Genomic DNA, 25,644 nt, shown 5'->3' with positions numbered 1-25,644 from the left:
TACTAATGTTACCTGACTTTGTAGTAATTGGCGCATTTAAAGCGGGATCGACTTCATTGCATCATTACTTTGGCCAGCATCCTAGTGTTTTTATGACAAAGGTAAAAGAGCCCAACTTTTTAGCTTTTGATTCAAACAATAAAGCGCATGCTGAAATGAATCGTCAGCAGTTTATGGTAACCAGTCTTGCCGAATATGAATCGCTATTTGATGATGCTAGGGTTGATCAAATTAAGGGAGAAGTTTCTCCTTATTATTTATATAGCTCTGTTGCTTTGCAGAGAATGAAAGAAATAATACCGGCAAGTAAAATGATTGCGTGTTTACGAAATCCGGTGGGAAGAGCTTATTCACATTATCAAATGCGACTTCGCTCAGGGAAAGAAACAAAATCGCCTGAGGAAGCGTTTTCTGAAGACGCATTTTGGGTAAAAGCTAGTTTGTATGCCGATGCAATACAAAGTTATCAGAAAATTTTTGATCACGACCAACTTAAATTTGTATTGTTCGATGATCTTATCAATGACCCACAAACATTGATGTCCGAATTATTTAGCTTTATAGGTGTCGACCCAACTTTTCAAGTGAATACTGATTATAGATTCAATCCCGGTGGTACCCCCAAGTTTCCATGGTTACATCACGGCATGAGTGCATTGAAGCGCATACCCGGCTTACGTCGATATACTCCGCCTTTTATCAGAAACCGCCTTGCGCGAATTAGAGATAAGAATCTTGCGCCTGCAGAAGTATTATCAATGGATGTGCAGCAACAATGGCTGAAATTTTATCAGGATGATATTTTACGTGTACAGGATATTTTGCATCTTGATCTATCAGGATGGTTAAAAATTAAAAATCCTAAGAATCAAGCAATATAGCTGATTGATGAATAAAGGGCGTGATCGATATTCCAATTTTCCAGAAGGGTTATTTGTGCCTGTACATAGATTAATAGTGATTCTATTCAATTGAGCTAGGAAACTGATTTGCTTTTGAAAATAGCGTAGCTTGGCTGCTTGCGTAAAATTAAATCGAAGTAAATTAACAAATACCTAACTTTTTTACCTCAAACTTTCATTTAGAAGAATCATAAGTCGGTGTAATATAATAGCCTGAAGTTGTTATATTAATCATTTGATATAATTGATAATTCTATATTATTGGAATTGTGAATATCAACTCAATCGAAGATGCGGAATTTGCTCGGATTCAAATTGTGCGATCGAAATACCAATTAATAGTGAAATCATTGTAACTCTCTGCTAATAAAATAGAAATAAAGGGTTGGGAACTGAAAGTAAGTATGCTGAATTCTAATCTGTTAATCGATAAAATGTTATGAAAATGCTTTATATCGTAGAGGATCGTTTTCCACCATTCCGTGCAGATGTTGTGGAGTTGTTTGCAAAACAGATGCCGGATCGGGGCCATCAGATTGATTGGTTAATGCAAAGGGGGCCAGATGCGCTCAATTTGCTATCGCCTACAGATTGGTTGGGGAATATTGTGTATCTCACTCCACGGAGCAAGTGGCAGGGATTATTTGGCCGGATACTGAACAACTTGCTTGGCATGCAGGGAGATTTAATGATTTTATTTCTTGCTTTTAAGAACCGCTATGACGTAATTCAAGTACGTGATAAGTTTTTTGCTAGCTTGATTGCTTGGTTGGCAGCCCGTTTGACCGGCGCTCGTTTTACTTACTGGATGTCTTATCCGTTTGCCGAGTCTAAATTATACCAAGCTCATAATAAGCTTGTGCCGCATCACCGACTTGTTTGGCTTAAGGGTCAGCTTATTCGCAATTTGCTTTATAAGATAATTTTGCCAGCAGCAGATCATATTTTTGTGCAAAGTGATCGAATGAAAGAAGATGTTGTACAAGAGGGAATTTCTCCTGACAAGATGACTGCTGTGCCAATGGGTATTCGTGCTGATCAGGTAGGTAAAGCTGAAGATGCTAGGGCTCCAAACATGCATTCACCTCTGTTACTACATCTCGGGATCATCATGCAATTACGTCAATCAGAGATGCTAGTACGTGTACTTCAGCAAGTGCGGTTGCGTTATCCTGACGCTCGTCTGTTATATGTAGGCGATGGCCAACTGCCAAGCGATCGTCAAGCAGTAGAAAAAGAAGCATCTCGAGTGAAACTATCGAAGGCTGTAACAGTAACAGGCTTCATGCCTATGGAAACAGCCTGGGAGCTAGTAGAACAAGCAGATATTTGCTTTTCGCCTTTCTATCCTGTTCCGGTATTACTTTCCACTTCGCCTACAAAACTTGTCGAATATATGGCTATGGCTAAATGTATAGTTGCTAATGAACATCCAGAGCAATGTCAAGTAATGGAAGCGAGTGGAATTGGGCGTTGTGTGCCATGGGGTGAACAATCCTTTGCTGATGAGGTTTGTAAGTTGTTGGATGATCCTGAACGTGCGCGAACGCTGGCATCAAGAGGACCGGATTGGGTACGAAAGTACCGCACTTATGATGTCATTGCCGATCACGTAGAGTCACAATACAAGAAATTACTGGGACTGACAATATGAATAGCTCCGGTCTTTATTCCGGTAACCGTTTTCGTCAAGCGATAGTGCATTATCTATTGGGGAGGACTGCCCAAGCAATTTCTTCTTTCATTTTTATAATTTGGCTAGTGCGCTTATTATCCCCGATTGATTATGGAGCTTACATGGTTTTGTGGGGCATGGTGGAAATGATGGCACCACTGAGCTCCTTAGGTATGCTCGAAGCGGTGCGACGATTTCTGCCGGAATTAGCATTGCGAGGAGCACCCAGTGCTCTTGCATGGTTTGTGCGCTGGATGACTCTAATTCGTTTTGCCATCATGATAATTTGGACAGCACTAATCTCTGCTTTTTGGCTGGATATTTCTGCATGGCTGGGTTTCAGTACGCCGCAGCAAGATGCTACCTTAGTAGCAGTTGGATTGATTATTACCGTCATTGGTTTTCGGTATGCCTCAGAAATGTTGGAATCCCTCCTAGAGCAAAGATGGGCGCAGTTGATTCATTCATTAATGTCAATTGGACGTTTGGCTGGTGTTGCAATATTAGTATTAATTGAGAGTTTGTCGATCGAACAATTGCTGTGGATGGATTTAATCGTTTCACTAGTCTGTTTAATATGGGCGGAATTTCTCTTAATGCGAAAATTACGCAGCATACAAAGTACGGGGGATTTTCATGTAAGTGCATATGAAATATTTAATTTTGCATGGCACATGGCAGGGGTGAATCTTCTTCGGGCCGTTGCTAACCCTGGTGCGCTACGTATGCTGGTAGCCAGAACCTTAGGACTTGAGACCGCGGGAATGTTTGCTTTTTTGCAACAATTATTGTTAATTGCTGGACGTTACCTTCCGGCAAAGTTATTGGCGAATATTATTCGGCCTATGCTGATATCTCGCTATGTGGCGGGAGAGGTTGATGTGGTTAAAGAGGGAATGGCTTTATTGTGGAAGAGTAATTTTTTAATAATTGCGATTTGTATGGCAGCATTAAGTGTTGCAGGCAATGAACTCATTGCTTTGGCAAGTAGCGGGCGTTTCACCGATGCTGGCATGGTTATGGTAATTATGCTGCTTGGTTTGGGTGCAACAAGTCAAGGCCAATTAGTTGTTATGATTATGCAGATTTTTCCGTATACACGCCAATTAAGGTATCTCAGCATATTATCGGCAATAACACCGATAGCGGTAATAGTTGGCTCAAACTGGGGATTGATGGGCGTAGTATGTGGAATCGTGCTGGGTGCATGGCTAATGAATAGTTTAACTTTGCTTTGGTTGAATTATCAAGCTGGTCGTATCCAATTAGATTGGTTGGGAACTATACGTGGTCTTAGCATTGCTATATTTCTGGCCGCTATTGGCTGGGCAATTGAAGACAAATTAGGAGTGTGGTGGACACTGACATTTGTTTTGGTAGCTTATGTGCCTGGTTTAATGCTGGTAAAACCATTAAACCAATTAGATATGGCGTTACTTAACCGAGGATTACGTCACCGTGCCCGGATATTTCTGTATTTTACTTCGAAAAGCTTATAACAGTTAATGGGTATCCTATTTATATTCGTATCATGAGAGGTCAATTGAGCGATTTATATGTGCTATAAAAGCACTTTTTGATTCTTTTCTCTAATCTTCTAAATTGTATCGGATATGTCTAAAAACCACGAGAATATAAGAATTATGCATGTTATCAACGGAGAATTTTTCTCTGGCGCCGAGCGAGTGCAGGATGTATTGGCAATGCGACTACCGGATTATGGTTATGAGATAGGTTTTTGTTGCATAAAGCCAGGAAAATTTTCTGCTTGCCGAAATTCTACTGTGCCAATCTTTGATACCTTTATGAAATCGAAATTTGATCTGGCACCGGCCTTGGAGATTGCAAGAATTGTAAAGCGGGATAATTACTCCTTGTTGCATACACACACTCCTCGCGCTGTATTAGTGGGACGCATAGCGGCGTGGTTATCCGGCGTACCATTAGTGCATCATGTACATAGTCCGACGACACGAGATACAGAAAGTGTGTGGCGTAATCGTTTGAATTCGCTTATAGAACGATTAAGTCTAGTGGGCGTAGCGCAATTAATTCCGGTATCGAAAAGTCTGGAATTTTATTTGAAGAAACAGGGCTGGTCAGAGAAACGAATTACAATGGTTGCCAATGGAGTAGTCACGCCGACTATGCTACCTGTCCGAGATGCACCTGGGCCAGAATGGGTAATTGGGAGTGTGGCATTGTTTCGGCCGCGCAAAGGTACGGAAGTTTTGATACAAGCATTGGCAAGTCTACGTCAGGCGGGCCGTTTAGTAAGATTGCGTGCAGTTGGCCCATTTGAGGCCATGGAATATGAGAAAACTATTAAAGAGATGGCTGATAGACTTGGGATAGGAGATATGATTGATTGGATTGGATTCGCTCAAGATGTCAATGCCGAATTCACTAGAATGGATATTCTTGTTTTGCCGAGTCTCTTTGGAGAAGGTATGCCGATGGTAATTCTGGAAGCAATGGCAACAGGGGTGCCGGTAGTAGCATCTGATGTAGAAGGCATTCCTGAAGTATTAGAGCATGGTAAAACCGGTTTGATAGTGCCAGCGAGTGATATAAAGCAGTTGGCTACTGCCATAGGTGATTTGATCGATAATAAATACGACTGGTATGCCATGCGAGAAGATTCCTACCGATTACAAGTGGCAAGTTTTTCTGATTACAGTATGGCTAAAGGTGTAGCACGTGTTTATGACGCGATTCTGAGTTCTATGCATCGTTAACATCAGGTACAAAATACTCGACCAATCATAAGGAATGAGACAGAGCATGCATCAAATTCCCTTATTCGGACTGAAAATAGAAGATACGACGTTAACTGATGCCAGCGCAAATATTGTCAATGATGCTAAATCAGGTGTGCAGCGTAAAATATATTTCGTCAATGCACACTGCATAAATATTGCTGCGATAAATATTGATTACCTTTCTGTATTACAAGATGAAGCACTGCTATTTGCGGATGGCAGTGGTATGCGCTTAGCTGCGGGATTAGCTGGTTTTTCTCTAAAAGATAATGTCAATGGTACCGATTTATTTCCGCTGATCTGTCATGATGCCGCCGTAGCTGGTGTCAGATTAGCTTTATTGGGTGCTCGCCCAGGAATTGCACAACGCTGTGCTGAGAATATGAAAACTCAATTTCCTGAATTAGATATCGCATGGGTTCATGATGGTTACTTTAAGCAGGATACTGAAGACGATATTATCGATGCTATCAATCGTAGCGGAGCGGAAATCTTGTTTGTAGCGATGGGGGTTCCCATGCAGGAGCTATGGATTGCGCGTCATATGAATAAACTTCGTGTGCCTGTATTATTGGGTGTGGGCGCCTTGTTTGATTTTTATTCAGGGACTATGCCGCGTGCGCCGCATTGGATGCGTCGTTTTGGTCTGGAATGGTTATTCCGGTATGCGATGGAGCCAAGGAGAATGTTTGTGCGATATATCGTAGGTAATCCGGTATTTATTATTCGAATGCTATGGCGGCGTTTAAAAGGTCGGAAGAATCTACAAGAAGCGGTCTTGCTTGATGGCGCGAAGTAAGAAAAAGCGAAACTAAATTCGACTTGATTCAGAATATACTTGAAAAATAATATTGATTTTAAATTTATGAAAGAAATATCTGGCGTTAATCTGGCTAACTTCATCATTGCTGGTACGGAGAAGGCCGGCACAACCTCGATATTTACTTATTTAAGCACCCATCCATCGGTTTGTGGTTCAACTGTTAAGGAAACAGACTTTTTCCGTAATTCATTTACCGGTAATCGCGAGAAAGATATTGTTAGTTACTCAAATTATTTTGAGCGTTGTTCTCCTGAGATCCCCATCGTAATGGAGGCTTCACCGGGATATCTGGGTAGTGGTGCAGAAGTAGCAGCTCGCATTCATACATTGGTGCCGAAAACCAAGCTACTGTTCATATTAAGAAATCCCATCGATCGAATATACTCCTCATTTAATTTTCATGTCGGAAAGCTAAATCTGGATTCTGATTTAAGCTTTGAGAAATATATTGATAAGTGTATTGCGTATGATTCTGGTCAAAGAACGCCCGCTGAGCTGGGTATTAAAGAATGGTATTTAAAGATTATCAGTTTTGGTCGGTATGCCGACTATTTGAAATACTATTATCAACTATTTCCAGAAAATCAAATAAAGATTATGTTTTTTGAGAATATGAGTCAGGATATTGACGGATTCATGTGCGAGCTGTGTCAGTTTCTGGAAATTTCTCCAGACTATTTCAATGGATATGATTTTAGAAGAATTAATGTTACCTACGAAAGCAAGTTGAAATGGTTGCATAAGATCGCGGTCTACTTTAACGCCAAGTCCGAACGCTTTCTGCGGCAACGGCCTGAATTGAAGCAGTTAATGGTGAAATTATACAAGAAAATTAATCAAGCAAGAGAGGGGTATGATGAAATTTCCGATGAAAATCGTGATCGTTTAAAACAGTATTACTTGCCGAGCATTACGGCACTGCAGACGCTTATTGGAACAAAAAATATACCCTGGAATATTTAACCCACCTAGCTAAACAAACCAGCACAAATGAACTACCGACTGGTTTGTTTGTTTTTTCTAGCTTGCAATCAATGTTGATTCGATTTCCGCAAAACTCCTGGCTACATTGTTCTGTGGAATGATTGTACCGAGTTGTTTCTCAATCTGAGTCCAAGAAAAAATGCCACATATTCTGGGCACACCGATGGTGAGATCGTCGATTACTAGCGCATGTAAGCGACCGCTCTCGCGTAAACTTGTGACGATATTTCCTACTCTGGCGTGCATCACTTCCTCCAATGGAATGGCTTCCAGCATATTTAATGGTGTCATCATGTCCATTACTAGGATTTCGCTGTGTTTTATACCTCTTTCTTGGATAAAACGCATAGGCTTCTCACCCAGAATATCGGTCGCAGTGATAATTCCTGCCAAAGAATTGTCATCATTCATAACTAGCAATGTGCGCACACCGCGTTGCATCATGTATGTATTGGCTATTTCCATTGTAATGCTAGGTGATATGACGGCTGCTTGCAATATACGTAAATCGGTCATTACCTCGGAAGCTGGGGAATCATACGTTACTGGATTGGGTAATAGAGGGTTGGAGATGTGTACCGTGCCTGTCAGATACTGCACAGCGAGAGACTTATATTCTTTAATCATTTCGTGCACTCCTCAATCTTGGGTTGAAGGGAATCACCTGATTTCAAGATAGACCATCAATCTTGAATATGGACTTTACGCTCAAAATAATTTTCAATCAATAGTGCTGATTCCATTAAGGGGAATACCTATTTCCGATGATAAGCCCATTGTATCAATCTATCCATGATGGCTTGGGATTGTTCGGCCTGATCATGATTAATAAAAAAAACAATGATAACGCGTCGTCCCATCCCGTCAATCAAATACCCTGCCAATGCGCGTACGTTATTCAATGCCCCGGTTTTCATATGTGCCAATCCCTTCGCCGGAGTATCAGCGAAACGATTTTTCAGTGTTCCATCAACTGCGGCTATCGGCAATGATGCAATGAACTCCGGCATCACCGGACTATTGAAAGCAGCAAGTAGTAGTTTTCCCATATGCCTGGCGCTAATTCGTTCTCTGCGCGATAATCCAGAGCCATTCTCGATTACTAATTCTGTAAAGTTCATTTGTTTGCTGGCTAACCATCGTCTGATGACTGCATCCGATTTAGCCAAAGTAGCTGGTGAGTTATCAATTGACGAATTTCCAGTACCCAATGCAAGATACAATTGACGTGCTGCAATATTATTGCTGAATTTATTAATACCGCGGACGATTTCTGCCAACGGCGGTGATTGATGAATTTTTAATGGAGGCAGGTATTGGGGCGCTTGTCCAAAGATGGCATTACCATTAAAGATACCGCCTTGCTGTGTCCACAATTGCCTGAACAAATCACCGGTATAACTCGTGCTGTCTTGCAGACTTAACATATACGATTGCTTTTCGCAATGCCGGGAAAAGCTTCCATTCAGAACAACTGTAAAGTTATTCTTACTTTCTTTATCCGCAATTGCTTCAATTGTCATGGAATTCTGCCATGCACCGCATTTGTCTTGTGTAAGTTTTAGATTATTTTGTACACGTAAGGATTCTGGAACGGGGTCAATCACGACACGTACAGAATTTTTCTCAGGGTGTGGAAACAAATGGAACGTAGATGCACGATAATTGATTAACAATGCTTCTGGAGGCACGTTATAGGTACGATAGGGTTGTTCGTCAAACCCACCGGGATCTTCACGAGGAATCTGATAATGTGATTGATCCAGAATAAGATTGCCTTTAATTTCACGCAACCCAGTCTGGCGCAGGCGATGGACCAACAGCCAGAAGTTTTCCAGATCCAGCTTGGGGTCACCATAGCCTTTGATAACTAGGTCCCCATATAAAACTTCATCAGTAATTTTTCCATTGGCATAAAGAATGGTCTGCCAAGTATACGCCGGACCCAATAATTCCAGCCCGGCATACGTGGTCAGCAATTTCATCACTGAAGCCGGATTCATGCCGGAGTCGGCGTTGATCGTGAGCACTGGCTGGCTTGAGCCAATTTCATGTACATATAAGCCAATCGCCGTTTCTGGAATGGCAAGTTGAAGTAGTTTTTGTTTAACTACGAAGGGTAATTCATTAGCGAATAGTGGAGTTGCTAATGCAGTCAGTTCAATTAGAAAGCCAAGACATAAACAAACCCTGGTCATTTTAATGGCTGAAGTTCGTAATAGTTACTGTTTATCTTTGCACATGGAAAATCCGTCATCCCATCCCATTCGATATTGCCCATCCTTGTCATAGCGATTCAGATCTTTAAAGGCCCAACTTGTTCTTTTGGCGGTTTCGCAGCCATCGATATAACCCTGCTGAGTACTCACCGGGTAACCGGTCAAGTTGTATTTGGGTTTTACACTCTCAGGTAGAGGGCCTGCCGGTCTCTCGGGTTTTCTGGCAGGAAGCGGTTGCTTGGTGGAGATTCCGCTACAGGCGGAAACAACGAGCATAGTTAGAATAATAAAGAATAATAAACAATAACGCATAGTGGATACCTTCAATAATCATCCAAAAAACAGACTACAAAACCGATTTTAATAACTTACCCATTTCAGCCGGATTGCGCGTGATTTTGATGCCACACGATTCCATCACTTCAAGTTTTTCTTGAGCTGTTCCTTTACCTCCGGAAATAATGGCACCGGCATGTCCCATGCGCTTACCGGGTGGTGCTGTTACACCAGCAATAAATCCGACCACGGGTTTACGCATATGATCTTTTACCCAGCGTGCGCAATCCTCTTCATCCGTACCGCCGATCTCGCCGACCATCAGCACGGCATCGGTTTCATCATCGTCATTGAACAACTGTATTACATCCAAGTGTTTTAAGCCATTTACCGGATCACCACCAATACCGATACAAGTGGATTGTCCCAAGCCAATCTCCATTAGTTGTGCCACTGCTTCATACGTTAATGTGCCCGAGCGCGAAACCACCCCAATCCGGCCTTTTTTATGAATATATCCCGGCATAATTCCGATTTTGATCTCATCCGGCGTAATAATTCCGGGGCAATTTGGACCAATCAGTCGAGTTTTCTTACCTTGCATTTTATAGCGGGTACGGATCATATCGCGTACTGGAATACCTTCAGTGATGCAGATCACCAAATCCAGTTCAGCCTCAACAGCTTCGTCGATTGCTGCAGCAGCAAAAGGAGGGGGGACATAAATTACCGAAACATTGGCGCCGGTTTGTTGTTGGGCTTCTTTGACCGATGCATAAACTGGGATGCCTTCGACATTCTCACCGGGCTTGCGCGGGTTCACGCCTGCAACAAAGCACGCGTGGCCGTTCGCGTAGTCGCGGCACATACGCGTATGAAACTGACCGGTTTTTCCGGTAATGCCTTGCGTTATCACACGACTGTTGCGGTTGATCAAGATAGACATGGCAAAGCGCTCCTTATATTACTGGCATTAAAATTAACATGCTGGCTTATCCGGCTGCACTAACCGCTTTTTGCGCCGCATCAGCCATATTATCCGCAGAAATGATTTTTAACCCGGAATCTGCCAGAATTTTCTTTCCGAGATTGACATTGGTACCTTCCAGCCGCACCACCAATGGCACCATAAGCTGAACATCGCGAGCAGCTGCTACAATACCTTGTGCTATGACATCACATTTCATTATGCCGCCGAAGATATTAACCAGGATTCCCTGCAGTTTCGGGTTGCGAAGCATTAATTTAAATGCTTCCGTGACTTTCTCTGTCGTCGCTCCACCTCCAACATCGAGAAAGTTAGCAGGATTACCGCCGTAAAGTTTGATAATATCCATCGTTGCCATTGCCAAGCCTGCGCCATTTACCAGACAGCCTATATTTCCGTCCAGAGGAATATATGACAATTCATGTTTTGATGCTTCGATCTCGATGGGATCTTCCTCATCCAAATCACGCAACGCGACGATCTCGGGATGGCGAAACAACGCATTATCATCAAAATTCATTTTAGCGTCGAGCGCCATCACCCGATGTCCTGCAGTCAATACCAATGGATTGATTTCCAGTAACGATGCATCGGTTTCATCAAATGCTTGATATAAGCCTTGCAGCAAGGCGACAGCGTCTGACAGGCTGTGTTTAGGAATGCCAATTTTTTGTGCGACTTCTTCAGCCTGTTGTTGACTTAAACCCGTGAGGGGATCAATAAGCACTTTATAAATTTTTTCGGGTGTTTCAGCTGCGACTTTCTCAATTTCCATGCCACCTTCCGAACTTGCCATCAAACAAACACGTTGATGACCGCGGTCTACCACCATGCCTATATAGAATTCTTTTTCTATCTGCACGCCTTGCTCGATAAAAAGTCTATGGACTATCTGTCCTTCCGGGCCGGTCTGATGAGTTATCAAGCGCATGTTCAAAATTTTGCCAGCATATTGGCGTACTTCTTCCAATGACTTAGCCACTTTTACTCCGCCGCCTTTACCACGTCCGCCAGCATAAATCTGAGCTTTTACCGCCCACACCTCGCCACCGAGTTGTTGCGCAGCTTGTACTGCCTCGTTAACACTAAAGCAGGCAATACCCGTTGGCGTGGTCACATTATATTTGCGTAAAATTTCTTTGGCTTGGTACTCGTGGATCTTCATCGGCATGTCCTTATCAGAATGATTTAGAATATCAAGATTCGAAGTATAACTTAATCCGCAATAGTGATTCAGTTTCAGAATCTAACATAAGATAATAGATGCCATTTTATTTCATTTATTATGAGCTTACTGTGTGTGCCGATAATTCCGGGATAGTGAATTACCCTAGGGTCTGTTGACATTTCACATAGGTAGCCACAGATATCCACATGCCATGGCTACCATACTCTCAAAATTTCTCTTCAGTTTGTCGTATCGTGTCGCTACTGCCCGATACTGCTTTAGCCGGGCAAAAGCATTTTCCACCAAATGTCGGTATCCATACAAACCCCAATCCATATCTGCGTTGCCCTTCAACGAGTTGCGCTTTCTCGGTATCACAGCTCGAGCCCCTTTCTTCGTTATCTGTTCTCGTATACATTCGCTGTCATAGCCTTTGTCCGCAACAATCGCTTTCGCGTCAGGCAGTTTGGCAATCAAATCAGGTGCTATAGAACAGTCATTGACTTCTCCACCGGTGATTTCAAAATCGGCTGGTAAACCATAACTATCAACCGCCAGGTGAATCTTTGTGGTATTGCCTGCGCGGCTTTTCCCGATCGCCTGTGGTTCCTTGTCCGCTGCGCCTGCACTATGCTGGTGCGCTTTAACATAGCTGCCATCAATAAATTCCCATTCACAATCCGGATCAATAGACAACGCCTTGAAAATCCTTAACCATTTGCTGCTTAATGACCACGCATTGAATCTTTTGTAGATGGAATTCCAGCTTCCAAATGCCTCAGGCAAGTCTCGCCACGGGCAGCCAACCCGCATTCGATACAGCATACCTTCTACTGTCATGCGCAGATTGCGCTTGTTATATATCGCTTCTTGAAGCAGAATCTTCTCCAGCTTCGACCAGAACTCATCACTGAGCATCAATCGGGGCATCGCAAACTCGTTTTGTTGGTGGTATGGGAACCCCAATATTACGAGTTTGTTTCTATCTATTAAATACTTATCTCAAAACGTCAACAGACCCTAGTAGAAAAACTAATTATTTATTCAGTATCTATTCAGACTCTCACCCTTAATATATCAATAACTGTGAAATCAATGGACGGGGGTTATATGAAAAAATTTAAAATGACATGCATGGCAATTGCGCTATGCAGCGTCTTTGCATTCAATCCCGCAGGAGCCGAAGACGGCGGAGGCTCTGACGGGGGTGGGTTTGATGGGGGTGGATTTGACGGTGGAGGTTATGACGGTGGCGGATTTGACGGTGGCGGATTTGACGGCGGCTATGATGGAGGAGGTTTTGATGGCGGCTACTACGAGGGAGGGGGTTATGACGAAGGTGGTTACGACAGCTACGATAATGGCGGTTATGACAATAATTATGATGGTGGAGGGTTTGATTCCGGGGGTTATTATGACCAGAGTAGCGGGTTCGAAGAGGGTTATGATCAGGGTGATTTCGGACAAGACGATGCATTTTATCCTGATAATGCCTCAGATCAACAGGAAAACATCGATTTTGCCGATGATATAAACTCAGAGAGTAATTTTGATCAGACAGGCGAATTTAATCAACCGGATGATTTTGGAGTTAATAATGACTCTGATTCAAATGCCGGCACCGCCCAAAGTAACGAAATTTCACCTGAATCTTTCCAAGAAAACGTGGCAGCTCCCGCTAATGAATCGAGTGAAACCGGGACATCCGTTCAAAACGATGGTGTTAGTCAAGCCGATTCAGCTGCTCAGAACGTAAATAGTGAAATTAATCCCGAGGCTAAGCAGATTTCATCAGGCCAGGAAGAGTTAGCCGCGCCCGGTACTTCATCCAATGGAGCAGATTCATCGGTTCAAGATAGTGTTACTTCACCAAATGCTGAGGCTCAAGATAATCAAATCACTGAAAATAATGATTCAACCGGAACAGATCAGTCGACCCAAGCCGATGGAACAAATCAAGATGGATCAAATACTCAAAACGTGAATGTTCAAAACAATGTGCAGACGGATCAAAATAATGCAAACAGTGATAATTCTGCCCACCACCATGATCATCATCACGGACATCACCATCATCTGGATGGATTTGGTTTGGGATTTGGCCTGGGGCTGGGGCTGGGCTGGGGATTTGGTCCAAGTTGGGGTTGGGGCTGGGGGCCTGGTTGGGGATTTGGTTATGCTGGTTTTGCACCTTTCAATAGCTTTGGTTTTTACAGCAATTGGAGAGGCGGTGGGTTTTATAATAACTATGCGTTTGGGCCATATCGGCGATTTGAAAGTCATTATCCATTAGGAGGTTATCCTGTTGGCGTTGTTACCACACCTATAATGCAAAGACCAACGTATATTCAACAAAATACTGTACCTCGGCCAGCTGCTGTGCAAAGAAATAATTATTGGTATTATTGTCGTAATCCGGAGGGATATTATCCGTATGTCAAGCAATGCTCTGGAGAATGGATAAAAGTACCTCCTCAACCAGCATCCTGAGAATAAATATGAAATTTAATGAAATCAGGCTATTGGAAAAATCTAGTTGAATCAATTATTTTAACAATAAAGGTCATAGATGAAGATGGACTATGATAGAGAATTGCTCGATGGTAAACCAAATATGGCGGTAAAAGATTTAACCTGGGTCTTAGCCTGAAGTTTAAATTAATGCTGGGGTTAAAAGAATAAAGACGAGATAATGATATGAGTGAAGAACAAAAAGACGCAGGAGTTACAACGGATGAATCACATAGTATACGATTACGGGCTGTTATAAGCTGGGTTGTTGTAATTATCCTGATTTGCTTTGGAGCATTCATGCTGTATAAATTGACCAATTTTCATAATACACCTGGTGACTATTGGAAAATCATGGTTAAAGAGCAATTCCCGGTTTTAGTTGGGTTGCCTATGGCTGGTCTCGGATCACTTTTCGTTACTCTTATTTTGCGCATATCCACAGGGCCCATAGAATTCGAAATCGGTGGCCTTAAATTCAAGGGTGGCGCGGCTCCAATTGTATTTTGGATTATTTGTTTTATGGTCATTGTTTTGTCTATTAATTTGCTTTGGCAAAATTAATCAGGTTCAGAAGATTGACGCAGCTAAATAGGAAGATGATAGACTTTGTAGGTAGTGATCTACGATTGGATGATTAAACTGTGCTAATGAATTTAGTTAACTATATATATCGCGAGAGTGACCGCGCTTATCCGCATTTATCCATTAGGCACCCCATTTCAATATTCAAAAATTGACGTCTCAATTAATTAACCGGGAAAACTTATGACCATTCCTTACATGTACAAAACATCCATACCCATTTTCAAACAACTATTAAACAGTTTGAGTGCTATTCTCACCAAAGCTGAAACTTACGCAGCCGAGAAAAAGTTTGAACCGATAGTGTTGCTGAATGCTCGGTTATATCCTGATATGTTTTCCTTGCTGCGTCAGGTGCAAGTTGCTACCGACTTTGCCAAGAGTGTATCAGCGCGGCTGGCAGGGGTTGAAGTACCGGTATATGAAGATAACGAGCAGACTTTTTCTGATTTACAGGTTCGAATTAATAAGACTCTGAAGTTTATTGAAAGCCTTGTGCCTACTCAGTTTGAAGGCAGTGAGACGCGTGAAATCGTGTTGCGCCCGGGCACACCAAAAGAGAAAAAACTATCCGGACACAACTACTTAAATAATTATGGCTTGCCGCAATTTTTCTTCCATGTGACTACCGCCTATGCGATTTTGAGGCACAATGGGTTGGCAGTGGGCAAAGGTGATTTTATGGGTAATTTTTAGCTGCTGCTGTGATGAATTGTCTTTATTGATCAATAAAATGCCAATAATCTCCATCACCGCGGAACATGCCGCAGAATTGATCTTAGCGCTTCTCAAAGCAAATTCATGGCTTAATACGCCTGGAGTCATGACGCAAGATGATTTCCATGCGAAGGGTGAAGCTATTTTGTTTTTGCAGCAAATGGCAATTCATGGTGCAAGCAACTTTGGTGATACCAATTAACCTGCATAAGCGGATAATCAGCGGATTTTTATTGGGCTTAATAAGCAAATTGATGCTTCCTGAGCATCCTCTAAACCGGAAGAGCTGGCAAGTTGATGACTCAAAGCTGATGCCTGAACAGGCATTGCAGGTTATTGCAGCGGAAATCGTCGGAGACCATCCCCGCTTATAAAGCCTGCACTAATCTTCAATGATGCGTGGTTTATAAATCATACAGTTACACCCAATAATCTACCGACTGTCGCAGTCAGGCCCATTGCAAGCGCCCCCCAGAATGTAACTCTGATCGCACCCACAGACATTGCTGCACCGCCTGCGTGTGCGGCAAGACTGCCCAAGATTGCCAAAAATGCAAGTGATGATACTGCGACGATGGGTATGAGTTGAGTTCCTGGCATATTCCATGCCACCAATAATGGTAATACAGCACCCAGAGTAAATGCGCCCGCGGAGAACAATGCAGCTTGAATGGGGCGAGCTCTCGCATTTTCCGCCAAACCTAATTCATCTCTTGCATGCGCACCTAATGCATCATGTGCCATTAACTGCTTTGCTACCTGTAAGGCTAGATCTGATTCCAACCCTCTTTTTTCATAAATATTGGCCAGTTCATTCAATTCAAATTCAAAGTCATTTTTTAAAGAATCTTTTTCAAGCTCGAGATCCGCTTGTTCTGTATCTGATTGAGAGCTGACCGATACGTATTCACCGGCAGCCATGGACATAGCACCCGCAACCAAGCCGGCAACACCCGCAATGAGAATATCCGCATGCATTGCTTGAGCCGATGCTACACCGATAATAAGACTTGCTGTTGAAACAATACCGTCATTGGCGCCGAGAACAGCGGCACGTAACCATCCCGTGCGGTGTGATCGATGTATCTTATAGCGGCTCATATATTTCCCGACGTGTGTTTTTGGGTGTTTTTGAACAAACTGTTTTAATTTTTATTGTGGATTTCTCAGTCTATTCAGTTTTTATTTATCTTTATTTGTATAGATTAGCATCGATAGGAATAGGCTTGTATCAACTAATTGTATTGAAAAACTCATTGAAAGCTTGTTTAAGGGTATATTGGACTTGTGCAATAAAAACTCGACTTAAACCACGAGAATGCGTAACAATCATGACTAAATTATTTAAGTATTTCAGTATCAATGTAATGTTTCTATTGCTTATGTTGATCTCTGCTCCGAAATGGGTTGCTGCTGGACCGCTACTGCATACCACGGAAGGCTACGCCTCCGGTCAATTAAGTAGAATAAGTCGTGATAATAATGTAACCAGAGCTTATGTTGGGGAAATTTCGCTCGGGCATGAAAGTATGACTTTTATCAGTCTTGGAAATCAACCTCCTAACCTGGTTTCCAATCCATGGCAGTTTTGTTTTGAAAAAGATCGATACGAGGAGCTTGAGAATCTCATTGGTAATGACGTCGTGTTGGAATTTAAAACACCTAAAAATAATTCATTGTTATCTTGCGCTTCTGTAAACGAATTAGTGGAGGTTTATCCGGTTATTCAGGATCAGCCACTGGAACAAAAACATTTTGTTGGTAACATTTATACTATGGATCGGGAGATTTCCCACGGCGTTGAGTTCGGAAGAATAACAAATTTGATTAAAAACAAGGGTACTAATAGAAGCTACTTCATGACGATACAAGTGGGTACCGGCGGGAGCAAATTCCGCCATTTCGTCATAGATGATCATGATTTATATGATTATGCTATTACAGCATTAAAAAATGGTGCCATTGTTAAAGTGCACTATAGCGATCGGCTTGCTTTTTTCACCAATTTTTATGGATTGGGATCCAGATCGGTTGTTTCAGAAATCGAGGCTGTTGATTAGATTTCAAGTAATAAAGTAATTCTTAAGATCGTGCGATCGGAGCGGATGATTCTTAATATGATATTAATATTAAAAGATAATTACGGATTCCATCTGTTGGCAAAGTAAACCGGATCAATCTGAGTGACTCGCGAGGCTATTTTAGATACGACAAAAGCCAGGGTGTTGTTAGCGATTTATCAATTGCAACGCATTCTCCAGCAAGATTTCAGGTAATCACATAACACCTTGTTCTTTATTAGAAGATATATCTGAGCTGCTAAAGTGTGACAGCATGAATGGTATTTACAAAATAACTTGATCAAGGCATCAGCTCTTGGAATGTAGTGATTTTATCTTTTAATAACAGAGATTTCTATGTAACTTTGTTTGTTGAATTTGTAAGCTTGTATATGATGATGAGAAAGTTTGGAATTAATTTAATTTAGTAATTGATTTTTATATGTTAGATTTGAATATTAAATTTTCTTGCTTAAGGTAAATTAAGTAAGTGGGGGAGTGAATCTAGGTAACTTTGTTTTGACAACAACAGGCAGGATTGGGAAATTCCATCCACAGTAATTGATAGCTGAAATCTCATATCATTAGGTAGACAAAACTATGAACACGACAGAACACAGAGAATTCCGGGAGAGAATGCGCTTGTTATTGGCATTATTTGCACACGAGCTTCCGGATAGAATGGATGAAATTGAAGCCCTCTGGGATAAGTTACAAATCGAATGGGATATCAAAGTGCTTCAAGAGCTGCATCGTTCTGTGCACAATCTGGTCAGCAACGGCAAAACATTTGGCTATCCCGAGCTGAGCATAGAGGCAAGGGCATTGGAGCAAGTTCTCAAGAGCCTGATGCAGAAAGATATATCGGCCGATACTTTGCAAGCATCACGAATTTTGCAGCAAATTCTTGAATTGAAAAAAATTGCGACTGAAAAAGAATCCATATTAACCATTGAAGTTATTTCAAAAGCAGCTGATGAACATGTGCTTGTTCCGGATATTCCTGCATCTAATCTGATTTTTGTGGTGGAAGATGATTTCGAGGCAGCGCAAGAACTTGCTTTGCAATTACGTTATTATGGTTATGAAGTGGAGGTTTACAATCATCTCGATAAGTTCCGTGCCGCTGTTGAACAAAACCCTCATGCGATTATCCTGATGGATATTGAATTTCCCGAGAATGAAATGGGCGGGATTCAAATCATGGAACAAATTCAGAAAGGGCGCACTCAACCCATTCGGGTGATATTTATTTCAGCTCATGATGATATGGCGTACCGGCTAGGTGCAGTACGCGCCGGCAGTGTCGCATATTTCACAAAACCCATTAACTCCAATGAATTAATTGATCAACTGGATTTGATCACTGCATCGCAAATTCAGGAACCGTTTCGCGTATTAATTGTGGATGATAGCCCAACGCTGCTTGCTTACCATGCTGCTATATTGGAGCAAGCTGAAATGCATGTAAAAACGGTATCCGAGCCAATGCAGTTATTGGAAAAGCTGAATGATTTTAATCCAGATATTATTCTGATGGATTTGTATATGCCAGGATGCAATGGCTTGGAATTGGCAAGAATTATCCGGCAGATAGATGGTTTTCTGAGTACGCCTATCGTCTACCTTTCTTCTGAGAACGATTTCAACACGCAACCGGAAGCTATGAGTCTGAGTGGGGATGACTTTTTGGTTAAGCCCATCGATCCTGCATATTTAATTTCAGCCGTCACAACTCGCGTAACTCGATCGCGGTTTTTAAGGTCTTTAATGATCCATGACGGATTGACCGGCTTATTGAATCATACCGCTATTAAGGAAGAATTGGCACGTGAAGTAATACGCTCCAGTCGACTGAAATCTTCGTTATCATTTGCGATGGTGGATATTGATTTCTTCAAGAAAATCAATGACAGTTATGGTCATGCAGCGGGAGATCGCGTAATCAAAAGCTTAGCGCGATTGTTGAAGCAACGCTTGCGAGAAACGGATATTGTCGGGCGTTACGGCGGCGAAGAATTTGCAATTATTATGAATGATACTGATGCAACCTCGGCAGCAAAAGTGATTGACGAGATACGGAATGTTTTCTCACGGCTATTGCATTTGAGTCATGATGAAGAATTCTCGGTAAATTTTAGTTGTGGTATAGCGGATCTTGCGCATTTTCCCGATGCTGCAAGCTTGAGCGAAGCAGCTGATGCTGCGCTTTATCAAGCAAAACAAAGAGGGCGGAACAAAGTCATTGTCAATAAAAACGATTAGAATGCGTATTGGCGCTAAGTCTAATTTTACATGAGGTCTCTTGAAGTCAAGGATCATCGCTGCGTGTGCGAAGGTGACGAAGAGGGTGAGCATCTGCATCAACGGCGAAGTGAATTTTGCTGAAGGCAGCGCGTAATTGTGGATCGGGATCAATGATTTTAAGTGCCTCGATTACGGCAACTCGTGGCGCCAAGCCGGCGAAATTGGCTACCTGTATCGCCAGTCCGGGGCGCGCATTGAGTTCAATAATCATGAGGCCTCGATCCCTGTCCAATACCAGATCAGCACCCAAATACCCCAAGCCGGTCATTTCATAACAAGCAGCGGCAAGCTGCAATAGTTTATCCCAATGAGGAACAGTTAATTCTGAAAATGTCTTGCGAGTGTCCGGGTGATGTGAAATGGTATTACCATATTGCACGGCATGCAGCGCTTTGCCTGAACCTACATCGATCCCGACACCTACTGCACCTTGATGCAAATTGGCTTTGCCGTCCGAAACATGTGTTGTCAGCCGTAGCATTGCCATAATGGGATAACCCCGAAATACAATAATACGAATATCCGGAATACCTTCGTAACTATAGTCGGAAAAAACCGGATCCAGCTGTATCAATGATTCAATCATGACGGTATCGGGCTTGCCACCCAGGCTATGTAAGCCACTTAGAATATTTGATACATGTCTTTCTATATCCACTAACTGAATCGAGTCACCGCTGGGTTTAAAATAGAGATTATGATCATGCTCGATAATGACCAAAATGCCTTTGCCGCCACTTCCTTTAACGGGTTTGATAACAAACTGATCATGTGGGCACAGTAATTCTTTCAGTAATTTGACATCATGCTGATATTGAACAGTGCCAAGTAGTTTGGGCACTGTAATGCCGGCTTTTTGCGCTAATAGCTTGGTCTTGAGCTTATCGTCAACGAGTGGATATAAATGGCGGGGATTGTAGCGGGAGATCAAACCGAAGTTTCTTTGATTCATCCCGATAATGCCCAAGCTTCTGAGTTTTCTAGCGCTTGCCAGAAACATTGCGTCTTTCCAATGAATGAAAACGATACAACTCGGATAAACGATAACCGGTATATTGTCCCAGAACCAGAATGAGAGCCAAATTAACCAGCATCAATTCGGGAAAATTAAAAGACAGATATTCAACGGTCCGGTTAGTCATAAATAAATAGGCGATCACCGCTGTCAACAAGCTTCCGCTTCCCTGAATAAATACTTCCCGGGGACCATCTTCCTCCCATAACACCGACATACGCTCAATGGTCCATGACAAAATGATCATCGGGAAGAAAGTGACCGTCATAGCCTGATCAAGTCCGATTTTGTTGCTTATAATGCTGATACTGGCGATGATTGCGATCACTACAATGATTACAGCTGAAATGCGCGCAACAAACAGAAGATTCAGGCGCGATAAATATGATCTTATCAGTAGTCCAATTCCCACAACTGTCAGAAAAATGATGATTCCGGTTAGCAAAGTTGTTTGTATCAAAGCTAATGCGATCAGGATAGGCATAAAGGTACCGGAAGTCCTTATACCTATCAATAAGCGCATGATAACGACGATTAAAGCGCCAATGGGTAATAATAAAATCATTTTGAACGCATTTTGCTGCTCAATGGGCAGGCTGTAGATGGAGAAATCCACCAAGCCGGCTTGCTTGTTCATGCCATCTCTAACCACTAGATTGCGGGTTGAATGAACATTCTTAATAATTGCGAAAGATATTTGTGAATTCTTGCCACCCACTACATCAAGCAAAGATTGATCACCACGTTGCCAGATCAGAAAATTTTCCGGTTTTCCATGTACTCCGGAATTCTGATTAAACAGGAGCCATTGCCCCCCAATATAAACTTCCACGAAGTTGATCAGTGATTGCCTGCGTCGGCCATCTTCCAGGTATAACCCTCGAACGATGCGCGCGCTGATTCCTTCCATCGCCAATAGATTGATAATCAAATACGTCTTATAATCTTCACCGGATTTTTCATTCAGTAGCAGGCTCTGATTCTGACTGGGCGTTTTGGAATTTAATGTGGCAATCAATTCACGAGTGAAAATTTCAGTATTGGCAGATCTGCCATGTACTTGTTCCAACAGGGTGATAGCCGCTGTTTTGATCACTTCATCAAATTCAGGTTTTTCAGGTTCTGGTGGAAGATCGTCCGTTATTTGAGCTGAAACAATTTGCTCAGTTTCATACAGGCTGAGCCTGTAATAAGCTGTTTGCGGGCCGTTTGCGGTTCTTTTGCTCCACTCGGCACGACGTCCAGTAGGTGAAATGACTTCACTGAACCCATAATCTGGGGAGGCGAAATCTTCTTTCATGAAAACAATATCCGGAGTCTGCGGGGGCAATGCAAAAGATACGACCACAGGGTCGCCTCGTGCGACAAAATTTATCCGGGCTTCAATAGTCCAGACTGATTTCTTGTCATCCGGCAATAAGGGAAATCCTAAAGCAAAGTGTTTGTACAAAATCAGACCAATTCCAAATCCCATGATCAGGATAACTAGAATATAGAGTCTTAGTCTTGTATGCATTATTTGATCTCGCTCGCTGTATCCGAATTTTCGATTTTTGGAGTCGCAACGTTTTTCTTGCTGACATCGACAATAGCCAGATCCTGCAGTAAATTGCGTCCGATCAGTACTTGATGTTTGAAGCGGCTACGATCTTCCAGCGTGAAATTGATCTGCTCATCGATATCGGCAAGCATTACACGAATCCTGACCACCGGACGGCGATGTGACTCCCTGCCACCACGCCCTTTAATACGTACGTATCGCCGTAGCCGCCGGGTCAATTCCAGTTTATCTCCAGTTAATGGATGAATTAAACTGAATTTTACAAAAGGTTTCCCATCTCTTTCAAACTCAATAATATCAAGCGCATTCAATGATGATGTTTGGGCTCCGGTGTCGATTCTCGCACTAAATTCCATACCGGGGGGATCAAGAAAAGCATTCTCTATACCGCCCAATAATGTTTTAGTTTTAGTCTCAGCGATATCCGACGGCTCTTTTACGGGTGCTTCATCAAGGTTTGAATCGCAAGAACAAGTTTTTTCCGTTGAGTTCTTCATGGTATCGGGAAGATCTTTGGAATCATTTTTTTCTAACAATTTTTTTTGTTCGGTCATTTCGGCAAACAGGGTAACTAGCTCTGATTCTCTAGCACTAATCATCGCTTCACGCTCTGCCAGCTGATTCTCACGTGTGTTGCAGGCTAATAAAACGAATACTGCAAGCATTAACAGGAAATAACGACAACAAGTTTTTGCGTAAGACCAATGAGCAATTCTCATAACTTTCTTATTCTTAATTATTTATTTAAACAGAGCATTGCTGTTGCACGAATAATATCAGCTAATCTGTCCATTTATCGGGTGCAATTTGAAATATCCCTATGTTGTGATGCTCGATATAGCTTTGCACTATCAAATAGTGTCAGGGATTGCTTAGCTGAATGGATAGTGTTTGATTTTTATAAGTACAAGCGTATCGATGAATTTCCAGACAATGCGATGTAACGGTGAATTGATAAGAACCAGGGAGTTCGTTTTTAGTATCAAATTTGAATTCAAAATGACCTTTCTGATTACTGGGATAGGATTGATTCGCCACTAGAGACCCATCAGAACGGATCAGCTTGAAATTAAGTAAAACATCGGGCGCAGGCTGTGCATTGTATTCCACCCATCCGCTCAGAACCACGGTGTCGCCCACAGTAAAATGGGTTTTAGGGTCGATCAGGACGGGTTGTGAAATATGTGTCGCGAACGAATTTTTTATACTACCGCATATAATGAGCAGGATGACGAATGAAATAAGATAATTTTTTTTAGCGGTCATTATAGAAATTAAAGTAGTGATGAAGATTGCCCAATTGACAATAACCTATTGGTTTATTGATAGAGTTATTTCTTAGGTATAAAAAGATCAGTGATGGTTCCTTCTGCCATTTCAGCAGCAAATAAAACTGTTTCTGAGAGCGTGGGATGCGGATGGATTGTCAAGCTGATATCTTGCATGTCAGCACCCATTTCCAATGCCAGTACGGTTTCAGCAATCAACTCACCGGCATTAACGCCTGTAATGCCGGCGCCAAGGATGCGACGTGTATTTTTATCCAAGAGCAATTGTGTCAATCCTTCTTCACGGGCCATCGAGATTGCTCTGCCGCTGGCGGCCCAAGGGAAACTGGTTTTCTCGTAATCAATACCCAGTTGAATGGCTTCTTTCTCGGTCAGGCCCATCCACGCGATCTCAGGATCAGTATACGCCACTGAAGGAATGGTGCGGGCATCAAAGATAACCTTGTGTCCGGCAATTATCTCGGCTGCCAGTTTGCCTTCATAGGTTGCTTTATGAGCTAGCATTGGTTCACTGGCAATATCCCCGATTGCCAGGATATGCGGAAGATTGGTACGCATGTGTTGATCCACGGAAATGAAACCGCGTTCATTGATTTTGATGCCAATTTTCTCAGCATCGATCTCCTGCCCGTTAGGGCTGCGACCGACCGCCATCAGAATGCGATCATAAGTTTGGGGTTCCGGAGCATTCTTGCCCTCAAAAGTTACCGTCAGTCCGGCTTTCCCAGTTTCAATCCGGGTTACCTTGGTTTCAAGGTAAATCGCTTCGTAGCGTTTCTTGATGCGACGGTACAATGGTTTCACCAGATCGGTATCAGCACCTGGAATCAATTGATTCATCCATTCCACTACACTGATTTTGCTTCCCAATGCGTCATAGACTGTTGCCATCTCCAAGCCGATAATGCCGCCACCTATAATCAGCATTCGTTGAGGTATATCGCTCAGTTGAAGAGCATCGGTGGAATCCATCAGACGTGGGTCATCATAAGGAAAACCGGGAATACGGGTCACGCTGGAACCTACCGCAATAATGCAGTTGTCAAATGATATCGTTTTTACACCTTCACCGGTTTCAACTTGTATCAGATGCGGTGCGGCAAATTTTCCGGTACCGTGAATGATTGTAACTTTGCGTTGCTTTGCCAGTGCTTTCAGGCCTTTGGTTAGCTTGTTGATCACTGATTCCTTCCAGGTGCGCAGCTTGTTAATATCGACTTGAGGCTTACCAAATACGATTCCCTGTGCTTGTGCTTCTTCCGCTTCGGTAATGATTTTGGCGGTATGCAGCAGAGCTTTGGATGGAATGCAGCCAACATTTAAACATACTCCGCCGAGTGCGGCATGGCGCTCGATCAAAACCACTTTTTTCCCTAAATCAGCTGCGCGGAAAGCGGCAGTATACCCTCCAGGACCAGCACCAAGCACCACCACTTCGGCGTGGATATCGCTTTGTGAACTGGATTGGGTTGATGTTGTTACAGGGGCGGGGATCTTGGCCGGTATTTCCTGGTTGATTTCGGTTTCTTTTTTTTGATCCTCTGTGCCTTTGGATGGTTCGTTTACCGCCAAGGTGAGGATAACCGAACCTTCGGATACTTTGTCGCCAACTTTGACTTTGATTTCCTTAATCACCCCGGCGTGGGGTGAAGGTACTTCCATTGAGGCCTTATCAGTTTCCAGCGTAATGAGAGAGGTTTCTTTCTCAACGGATACGCCGGGCGCAACGAACACTTCAATAACCGGAACATCTTTAAAATCACCGATATCAGGAACTTTTACTTCAACAATTCGCGTCATAA

General features: G+C 42.6%; 24 protein-coding genes. 12 read left to right on the top strand and 12 right to left on the bottom strand.

The features are described from left to right. Positions 1 to 5 precede the first annotated feature (5 nt). The 6 genes from ATY38_RS14165 to ATY38_RS14140 all read left to right on the top strand — a co-directional run bounded on the left by ATY38_RS14165 (position 6) and on the right by ATY38_RS14140 (position 7,125). Positions 6 to 881, top strand: coding sequence for a sulfotransferase domain-containing protein (locus tag ATY38_RS14165; RefSeq protein WP_062559859.1), 876 nt, complete (start codon positions 6 to 8; stop codon positions 879 to 881). A gap of 460 nt (positions 882 to 1,341) precedes the next feature. Then, on the top strand, positions 1,342 to 2,556 hold the full coding sequence (locus tag ATY38_RS14160; protein WP_062559858.1) for a glycosyltransferase: 1,215 nt from the start codon (positions 1,342 to 1,344) through the stop codon (positions 2,554 to 2,556). After that, positions 2,553 to 4,076, top strand: a complete 1,524-nt coding sequence (locus ATY38_RS14155; protein ID WP_062559857.1) for a lipopolysaccharide biosynthesis protein — start codon at positions 2,553 to 2,555, stop codon at positions 4,074 to 4,076. The genes ATY38_RS14160 and ATY38_RS14155 overlap by 4 nt, the downstream gene beginning before the upstream one ends. A 144-nt stretch (positions 4,077 to 4,220) precedes the next feature. After that, entirely contained in the window at positions 4,221 to 5,315 is a 1,095-nt protein-coding gene (locus ATY38_RS14150) for a glycosyltransferase (protein ID WP_062559856.1), read from the top strand. Positions 5,316 to 5,361: 46 nt separating this feature from the next. Continuing rightward, the gene (locus tag ATY38_RS14145; RefSeq protein ID WP_235590314.1) at positions 5,362 to 6,138 is read left to right on the top strand and encodes a WecB/TagA/CpsF family glycosyltransferase; all 777 of its coding nucleotides are present in this window, start codon (positions 5,362 to 5,364) and stop codon (positions 6,136 to 6,138) included. A 39-nt stretch (positions 6,139 to 6,177) separates the two neighbouring features. Then, complete coding sequence (locus tag ATY38_RS14140; RefSeq protein WP_062559854.1) at positions 6,178 to 7,125, top strand: sulfotransferase domain-containing protein; 948 nt, start codon at positions 6,178 to 6,180, stop codon at positions 7,123 to 7,125. A 57-nt stretch (positions 7,126 to 7,182) separates the two neighbouring features. Here ATY38_RS14140 and ATY38_RS14135 read toward each other — a convergent pair whose 3' ends face one another. The 6 genes from ATY38_RS14135 to ATY38_RS14110 all read right to left on the bottom strand — a co-directional run bounded on the left by ATY38_RS14135 (position 7,183) and on the right by ATY38_RS14110 (position 12,727). Beyond that, positions 7,183 to 7,773, bottom strand: coding sequence for a CBS domain-containing protein (locus tag ATY38_RS14135; protein ID WP_062559853.1), 591 nt, complete (start codon positions 7,771 to 7,773; stop codon positions 7,183 to 7,185). A gap of 128 nt (positions 7,774 to 7,901) precedes the next feature. Continuing rightward, complete coding sequence (dacB, locus tag ATY38_RS14130) at positions 7,902 to 9,344, bottom strand: D-alanyl-D-alanine carboxypeptidase/D-alanyl-D-alanine endopeptidase (protein WP_062559852.1); 1,443 nt, start codon at positions 9,342 to 9,344, stop codon at positions 7,902 to 7,904. 24 nt (positions 9,345 to 9,368) lie between these two features. Then, entirely contained in the window at positions 9,369 to 9,677 is a 309-nt protein-coding gene (locus ATY38_RS14125) for a hypothetical protein (protein WP_062559851.1), read from the bottom strand. A 34-nt stretch (positions 9,678 to 9,711) separates the two neighbouring features. Beyond that, on the bottom strand, positions 9,712 to 10,587 hold the full coding sequence (sucD, locus tag ATY38_RS14120) for a succinate--CoA ligase subunit alpha (protein WP_062559850.1): 876 nt from the start codon (positions 10,585 to 10,587) through the stop codon (positions 9,712 to 9,714). A 46-nt stretch (positions 10,588 to 10,633) separates the two neighbouring features. Then, complete coding sequence (gene sucC / locus ATY38_RS14115) at positions 10,634 to 11,794, bottom strand: ADP-forming succinate--CoA ligase subunit beta (RefSeq protein ID WP_062560229.1); 1,161 nt, start codon at positions 11,792 to 11,794, stop codon at positions 10,634 to 10,636. Between the two features lie 183 nt (positions 11,795 to 11,977). Next, on the bottom strand, positions 11,978 to 12,727 hold the full coding sequence (locus ATY38_RS14110; RefSeq protein WP_082632988.1) for an IS5 family transposase: 750 nt from the start codon (positions 12,725 to 12,727) through the stop codon (positions 11,978 to 11,980). A gap of 180 nt (positions 12,728 to 12,907) precedes the next feature. Here ATY38_RS14110 and ATY38_RS16145 point away from each other — a divergent pair, with 180 nt between their 5' ends. From ATY38_RS16145 to ATY38_RS14090, 4 genes are all read left to right on the top strand, one after another. Further along, complete coding sequence (locus ATY38_RS16145) at positions 12,908 to 14,287, top strand: hypothetical protein (RefSeq protein ID WP_062559849.1); 1,380 nt, start codon at positions 12,908 to 12,910, stop codon at positions 14,285 to 14,287. Between the two features lie 207 nt (positions 14,288 to 14,494). Beyond that, the gene (locus tag ATY38_RS14100; RefSeq protein WP_062559848.1) at positions 14,495 to 14,872 is read left to right on the top strand and encodes a hypothetical protein; all 378 of its coding nucleotides are present in this window, start codon (positions 14,495 to 14,497) and stop codon (positions 14,870 to 14,872) included. A 204-nt stretch (positions 14,873 to 15,076) separates the two neighbouring features. After that, the gene (locus ATY38_RS14095) at positions 15,077 to 15,589 is read left to right on the top strand and encodes a DUF1993 domain-containing protein (protein WP_062559847.1); all 513 of its coding nucleotides are present in this window, start codon (positions 15,077 to 15,079) and stop codon (positions 15,587 to 15,589) included. A 37-nt stretch (positions 15,590 to 15,626) separates the two neighbouring features. Beyond that, positions 15,627 to 15,812, top strand: coding sequence for a hypothetical protein (locus ATY38_RS14090; protein WP_141398077.1), 186 nt, complete (start codon positions 15,627 to 15,629; stop codon positions 15,810 to 15,812). 209 nt (positions 15,813 to 16,021) lie between these two features. Here ATY38_RS14090 and ATY38_RS14080 read toward each other — a convergent pair whose 3' ends face one another. Then, complete coding sequence (locus tag ATY38_RS14080) at positions 16,022 to 16,711, bottom strand: VIT1/CCC1 transporter family protein (protein ID WP_062559844.1); 690 nt, start codon at positions 16,709 to 16,711, stop codon at positions 16,022 to 16,024. Between the two features lie 230 nt (positions 16,712 to 16,941). Between ATY38_RS14080 and ATY38_RS14075 the strand changes: the two genes are divergently transcribed. Next, positions 16,942 to 17,670 carry a hypothetical protein gene (locus ATY38_RS14075; protein WP_235590312.1) on the top strand — a complete coding sequence of 243 codons (729 nt, stop codon included), beginning with the start codon at positions 16,942 to 16,944 and terminating at the stop codon, positions 17,668 to 17,670. A gap of 600 nt (positions 17,671 to 18,270) precedes the next feature. Next, on the top strand, positions 18,271 to 19,935 hold the full coding sequence (locus ATY38_RS14070) for a diguanylate cyclase (RefSeq protein WP_062559843.1): 1,665 nt from the start codon (positions 18,271 to 18,273) through the stop codon (positions 19,933 to 19,935). Positions 19,936 to 19,981: 46 nt separating this feature from the next. Here the strand turns inward: ATY38_RS14070 and ATY38_RS14065 are convergent, their stop codons facing one another. The 5 genes from ATY38_RS14065 to lpdA form a co-directional block, all read right to left on the bottom strand. Then, on the bottom strand, positions 19,982 to 20,977 hold the full coding sequence (locus tag ATY38_RS14065; protein ID WP_062559842.1) for an alpha-L-glutamate ligase-like protein: 996 nt from the start codon (positions 20,975 to 20,977) through the stop codon (positions 19,982 to 19,984). Next, on the bottom strand, positions 20,958 to 22,508 hold the full coding sequence (locus ATY38_RS14060) for an inactive transglutaminase family protein (protein ID WP_062559841.1): 1,551 nt from the start codon (positions 22,506 to 22,508) through the stop codon (positions 20,958 to 20,960). The genes ATY38_RS14065 and ATY38_RS14060 overlap by 20 nt, the downstream gene beginning before the upstream one ends. Beyond that, a complete protein-coding gene (locus ATY38_RS14055) occupies positions 22,508 to 23,272 on the bottom strand; it encodes an ATP-dependent zinc protease family protein (RefSeq protein ID WP_062559840.1) in 765 nt (254 codons plus the stop codon). Before ATY38_RS14055 ends, ATY38_RS14060 begins: the two co-directional genes overlap by 1 nt. A 142-nt stretch (positions 23,273 to 23,414) precedes the next feature. Next, a complete protein-coding gene (locus ATY38_RS14050) occupies positions 23,415 to 23,819 on the bottom strand; it encodes a hypothetical protein (RefSeq protein WP_062559839.1) in 405 nt (134 codons plus the stop codon). A 65-nt stretch (positions 23,820 to 23,884) separates the two neighbouring features. After that, on the bottom strand, positions 23,885 to 25,642 hold the full coding sequence (gene lpdA, locus ATY38_RS14045) for a dihydrolipoyl dehydrogenase (RefSeq protein ID WP_062559838.1): 1,758 nt from the start codon (positions 25,640 to 25,642) through the stop codon (positions 23,885 to 23,887). Positions 25,643 to 25,644: the final 2 nt, after the last annotated feature.

This window comes from Nitrosomonas ureae (assembly GCF_001455205.1).
GTDB classification, from domain to species: domain Bacteria; phylum Pseudomonadota; class Gammaproteobacteria; order Burkholderiales; family Nitrosomonadaceae; genus Nitrosomonas; species Nitrosomonas ureae.
The sequence above is the reverse complement of the archived record's forward strand: the minus strand, read 5'-3'. Positions and strand labels throughout refer to the sequence as shown.